The organism is Rhodomicrobium sp. Az07 (genome assembly GCF_018619475.1).
Taxonomy (GTDB): domain Bacteria; phylum Pseudomonadota; class Alphaproteobacteria; order Rhizobiales; family Rhodomicrobiaceae; genus Rhodomicrobium.
Genome location: NZ_JAHFZG010000083.1, coordinates 1 through 223, shown reverse-complemented (window position 1 = coordinate 223; position 223 = coordinate 1). Strand labels below are relative to the sequence as shown.

Sequence of the window (223 nt, the reverse complement as noted above, 5' to 3'; positions counted from 1 at the left end):
CGGGATCGAACCGACGACCTGAAGCTTGCAAAGCTACCGCTCTCCCAACTGAGCTAAGGCCCCGAACTCTCCTGCCGTACCATCTTCACGTGCCGTTTTCATGACGCGCAAGATGGTGGGCCTGGGTAGAGTCGAACTACCGACCTCACGCTTATCAGGCGTGCGCTCTAACCACCTGAGCTACAGGCCCGGCAGTTGAAACTCATGCCATAGCGAACTCATC

1 tRNA gene is annotated in these 223 nt (G+C 57.4%); it reads right to left on the bottom strand.

Features of this window, described 5'->3' with window-relative positions:
* Window positions 1-113: 113 nt before the first annotated feature.
* Window positions 114-190 (bottom strand) — tRNA-Ile (locus KKP04_RS15415).
* Window positions 191-223 lie beyond the last annotated feature (33 nt).